General features: G+C 57.1%; 5 protein-coding genes, 1 pseudogene and 1 other annotated feature. Of the genes and pseudogenes, 5 read left to right on the top strand and 1 reads right to left on the bottom strand.

Features of this window, described 5'->3' with window-relative positions:
- Positions 1 to 117 precede the first annotated feature (117 nt).
- Positions 118 to 1018: pseudogene (locus EV671_RS26310) on the bottom strand (IS3 family transposase); the annotation flags it as partial.
- Positions 624 to 740: a sequence feature (AL1L pseudoknot), on the bottom strand. Its footprint overlaps the pseudogene before it by 117 nt.
- A 255-nt stretch (positions 1019 to 1273) precedes the next feature.
- Between EV671_RS26310 and EV671_RS26305 the strand changes: the two are divergent.
- The 5 genes from EV671_RS26305 to EV671_RS28085 all read left to right on the top strand — a co-directional run bounded on the left by EV671_RS26305 (position 1274) and on the right by EV671_RS28085 (position 4436).
- The gene (locus EV671_RS26305; protein ID WP_132576861.1) at positions 1274 to 2593 is read left to right on the top strand and encodes an HlyD family secretion protein; all 1320 of its coding nucleotides are present in this window, start codon (positions 1274 to 1276) and stop codon (positions 2591 to 2593) included.
- A 173-nt stretch (positions 2594 to 2766) separates the two neighbouring features.
- The gene (locus tag EV671_RS26300) at positions 2767 to 3105 is read left to right on the top strand and encodes a hypothetical protein (protein WP_132576860.1); all 339 of its coding nucleotides are present in this window, start codon (positions 2767 to 2769) and stop codon (positions 3103 to 3105) included.
- A gap of 177 nt (positions 3106 to 3282) precedes the next feature.
- Complete coding sequence (locus EV671_RS26295; RefSeq protein ID WP_132576859.1) at positions 3283 to 3747, top strand: hypothetical protein; 465 nt, start codon at positions 3283 to 3285, stop codon at positions 3745 to 3747.
- A 183-nt stretch (positions 3748 to 3930) separates the two neighbouring features.
- Positions 3931 to 4221 carry a hypothetical protein gene (locus tag EV671_RS28090; protein ID WP_415840569.1) on the top strand — a complete coding sequence of 97 codons (291 nt, stop codon included), beginning with the start codon at positions 3931 to 3933 and terminating at the stop codon, positions 4219 to 4221.
- Complete coding sequence (locus EV671_RS28085; RefSeq protein ID WP_478221781.1) at positions 4176 to 4436, top strand: transposase; 261 nt, start codon at positions 4176 to 4178, stop codon at positions 4434 to 4436. The genes EV671_RS28090 and EV671_RS28085 overlap by 46 nt, the downstream gene beginning before the upstream one ends.
- The last annotated feature ends 381 nt before the right edge of the window (positions 4437 to 4817 follow it).

Raw genomic sequence — 4817 nt, 5'->3', positions numbered from 1 at the left:
AACTGATGCGCCGGGGATTCGACGCCGGATGTTGCGCCGCTGTCCATTGGCGCAATACAGCATTCCCTCGCACGCGCGCGCGAGGGAAGATGGCCACAATGCTCCAAGACACGGCGTCAGGCTGCCGTCGTCAGACGGTTTGCGGTCGTACAGCGCTTGCTCCAGCGCGTCGAGCACGAACTCTGTGTGCATCGAACTGCTCTGGCGCCAGCCCACGATGCGCCGGCTGAACACGTCCACCACGAACGCCACGTAGACCCAGCCCTGCCAGGTCGAGACGTAGGTAAAGTCCGAGACCCAGAGCTGGTGGGCCGTTCGGCACGGAACTGCCGGTTGACCCGGTCCAGCGGGCATGGCGCCTTGGGGTCAGGGATCGTGGTGCGCACCGCCTTGCCTCGACGCACGCCCTGCAGGCCCTCCTGGCGCATCAACCGTTCGACGGTGCAGCGCGCTACCGCCACGCCCTCGCGGTTGAGCTGGCGCCAGACCTTGTCGGCGCCATAGACCTGCATGTTGGCCTGCCACACGCGCTGGACCTGAGGCACCTGGCTCGCATCGCGCTGCGCGCGACGCGAGCACAGTGCAGGGTTGTGCTGACGGGCCGCATGGCGCCAGTACGCCGACGGGGCGATCTGCATGACGCGACAGATCGACTCGACCCCGAACTGCTGGCGATGCCGGTCGACGAAGGCCTTCAGGACTTGATGCGGCGGTCGAGCTCCGCCTGGGCGAAAAAAGCGCTGGCCAGCTTCAGAATCTCATTGGCCTTGCGCAGTTCGCGCACCTCGCGTTCGAGGTCCTTCACGCGCTGCGCCTCGCTGGTCGTCACGCCCTCGCGCACGCCAGCATCGACCTCAGCGCGCTTGACCCATTCGTTCAGCGTCTGCGGCACACAGCCGATCTTGGGCGCGATGGACTCGATAGCCGCCCACAACGACGGGTACTCCCCTCGGTGCTCCTGCACCATCCTCACCGCACGCTCACGCACCTCGGGCGAGAACTTGTTCGACTTGCTCATGGCTCAATCCTCTCAGAGTGTTGAGCCTCCTCGAAACCCGGGGCGGTTCACGTTCGCCGAAATACGCAGTGTTTCCCCGTCGCCTTAGTCTTGGTGAATTTTCCGCATCGGTCGCCAGCTAAACCATCCATCATGAGGAGCTAGAGTCACAACACTTGCTAGGTAAGTTAGGTCAGGCGGACAGGCGACAGAAAAGTCGACCTTTGGCAGGCGAGTCACTAACACAGTTATTGAGCGGCTTGGAGGGGAGCAGACTTGACTCAGTCGTTGTTTCGCGAAGAGGTGCTGGAAGCGCAGCGCGATCAATTCCTTGGCACGATCCGCATTGGTCGTCCTCTGAGCTTTACCCTTGTGACGACGACGTCGCTCGCCATGGCGGCTGCTTTGGTCGCCTTTGCCTACTGGGGTGAGGTCGCTCGCAAAGCAACCGTGCCTGGAGTGCTGCTACCCGTTGGCGGGCTCATCAACATCAGTGCACCGCAGGCTGGCGTGTTGGCGCAAGTGCTGGTGCAAGAGGGCGACATTGTTGAAGCCGGACAACCAATTGCTCGGCTGCGCAATGATCGCATCACCGCTACGGGCGACGCAGCCGCAATCAATGCCCAAGCACTACAAGCCCGTCGCGATAGCCTGAGCACCGAGCATAGGCTGACCGAACAGGGCCTACGCCAACGTCAAGAGTCAATTGCCCAACGCTTGCAGAACCTCCAGGCGGAGGAACGACAAGCGCAGTCTGAACTTGAAACCTCTCGACTGCGCGTGCAACTTGCCGTGAAAAGTCTAGAGCGGCAGCAGGATTTAGCCAAGGGTGGCTTCGTTGCCGCCGCGCAAGTCCAAGCTAAGCAAGAGGACTTACTCGACTTACAGCTGCGTCAACGCAGCGCGGAACGCAGCCTTCAAGGTCTGTGGCGCGACTTGGAAACGACCAAGGCAGACAAGCTCTCCGCTGAAACGCAAGCCAAGACGACGCTCACGCAACTGGCGCGTGCCCTTGCCGCGCTGGATCAGGAGGTCACAGAAAATGATAGTCGCAACGGCCTGACGCTCACCGCACCGCAAGCTGCGCGGGTTAGTGCGCTTACGCTCAATACGGGCCAAGCTGTACAGGCTGGGCAGACCGTTGCCAGCTTAATGCCCAGCCCGAAGAATGGCAACTCGAATCTGGCCGAGCTACAAGCCCAGCTTTTTGCCCCAAGCCGGACCGCGGGCTTCGTGCAGAAGGGTCAGGCGGTCTACCTGCGCTATGCCGCCTTCCCTTACCAGAAATTCGGTATGGCACGGGGCGACGTAGTCGCCGTTAGTCGGAGTCCGATCGCGCCACAGGACTTGCCTGTAGGTCAGAGTCAAGCGCTCCTTACGGCTGCCCAAGCGAATGAGCCGATGTATCGAATTACTGTTCGGCTATTCGCTCAGAGCATCAATACCTACGATAAACAAACCCCACTTGCTGCGGGGATGAGCCTAGACGCAGATATCCGCCAAGAAAGCCGGAAGGTGTGGGAATGGTTACTCGAGCCTGCATTGGCAGTAGCAGGTGGCAAAAAAAATGTTGGCGAAGAACCGAAGTCCAATTAGAGCAGATGAGATCCGATGCACAGCAGGCGAGGAGCCTTCTGCGCACGCAACCTAAATAATTGCAAGGGGAGAGTTTATTGGGTTAACTTTATCGATAGCACAAAAACATTTTTCACCTCCGGCACCATCCAGGAGTCGTCGGTGTTTGGTTAATTATGTAAAATGAGGATTTTATGAGGAATTTGGATATTTCAGAAGCATCAAAAGTGTCCGGAGGGTATATGTTTAACGGCTACAACATTACCAATGTAATGGAAGGCCAAAGTGCATTTTCCGCCTCTATCGATGGACAACTTTTTTCCGCATCATGGGACAATAGTACTGGGTCAGTCACCATGAGCATGGGAGGGGCTACAATCACTGCTTCGATCATCGGCGATGGTATCGTTGACGCAAACGGGATGTGCTACTTCTCCAATGTCGGAACGACGAATATGATGCCAAGCCCGACATGGGATCCGGGCTCATTTAGCAAGGATGCAGAATCGCTGAAGTACCAAGTCTCAATGTAGGCACTAGCAGCACCTTCTTAGGTGCTGCCCACGAAATGGGCGGCACCTTATAGTGCCACCATTTGGCTGCCAGCAGCATTTATTGCACTAGACACCGCATGAAACAATTCGGCCGCAGCCATGCGGAAAAACCTTTGATTGCTCAATTGAAATGAATATTTTGCGTCATGAGCAATTGTGTTTTCCGCCGACAGTCAAAAAGACAACACTCTGCGAATGGAGGTCCTTTTGAATCGGTTTTTAAGCGCGTGTAAATCAACAGTTTTCATATTAATTATGAGTCTATCACTGTTTTCTCATGAAGTCGCAAGTGCAGACGCTCTTGACGAGCTAAGAAACGGGTATCCAGAGATTTTTTCGTCTTCGGACTTGTCACGAATCGTCAAAGTGCAAAACAACTCGATGATCGCTATAGCCGCGATTGAATCAATGGTTGTTTGGCCCATTAACATGGGAGGAATTTCCGGAAATACATCTTTTCTCCGGCTCGTGTTCGTTAAAAATGGTGGCAGTGGAGAATATTACGTTGTGCGTGAGAGTGGTTTCGGAATGGCGGAGGTTAGCGTTTATGGGCCGATAGATTTGCAAACGAAAACACCCCAGCAAGGGAAAAGTGACGCTCAGCGAACTACAACAAGATGAAACAGCACGCGCGTGCACAATCGCTGACCCGCAAGTCGAATAACAATTGCAACATCCAAATGTCGCGGGTAGCCAGAGCTATGTTGAACTTCAGCCCAATGGGCATTTTGATTAGCAAGGCTCCTCAGTAGGCTCATGTCATGAGCCACTTGACCCTTAGGCTGAACTTCGAAATCTCCCGAAGTGCACGCCACGCGCTTCAATTTCGTCCAGATCCAGCCCGGCATGTCCGTGCCTGAATTCATTGCAACCTTCGGCATCGAGGAGCAGTGCGAGGCTGCGCAGAAGGCCGCCCGCCGGTCCGACGGGTTTCGTTGCCCGCAGTGCGAGCGCACTGATCACTACGTGGTCGGACGTGGCGCCCGGCGGCTGCTCCAGCGCCAAGGCTTGCGCCACCAAGCAACGCTGACGGCTTGCTCGTTGATCGAGTGGAACACACCGAGCTTCGCGAGTTGCCGCAATTCAGCTGGATGAACACCACCCTGGGCAATCTCAAGACCAATCTGCGTGGCGTCCATCATTCTCCGGACTGGGCCAAGCATGCCGGCACTTATCTCGCCGCCTTCGCGTACCGCTTCAACCGCCGCTCCGATCTGCGCGGCTTGCTCGCCCGGCCAATCATGGACGCCGCCCGCTACGACAGGCATCCCATCCGGGCGATTCGAGGTGGGGCTAAGGCTCAGCATTAATCAACATCCTGAATCCGTGACCTCCAATTCGCACTGACGAGTTTCTGGGCTCAATGTGGACGCGAATCAGATCAGGCCGCTGCCACCGACGCTGCCACGCAGTTCGTCGGGACGGTTCACGACGTTGCGCGGGCCATCGCGTGCTCGATCTTTTCGTCTGCACGGTTTTCACTCACGCCGCGACGGCCCGATTGCGAATTTCGGGATCCGTGAGCTGGCCGCTTCGACTCTGGCGCTACGTGACGGGGGCAAACAGCTCACCATGCAGCCGGGCGAACGCCTTGGCCGCCCGAGTTCGACACCAAATCGCCGTTTTGCGCGATTTCCGGCGGGCGGCTCGTTTTGAATCAATGACTTAGAGTGGCTTTGCGCGATTTTCTG

This window comes from Roseateles saccharophilus (assembly GCF_004342485.1).
In the GTDB taxonomy this organism is placed as follows: domain Bacteria; phylum Pseudomonadota; class Gammaproteobacteria; order Burkholderiales; family Burkholderiaceae_C; genus Pelomonas; species Pelomonas saccharophila.
This window is presented reverse-complemented; position numbering and strand designations above follow the sequence as displayed.

Excerpts from the sequence above, each read along its gene's own strand:
- EV671_RS26300 (WP_132576860.1), top strand. The coding sequence starts at position 2,767 with ATGAGGAATTTGGATATTTCAGAAGCATCAAAAGTGTCCGGAGGGTAT.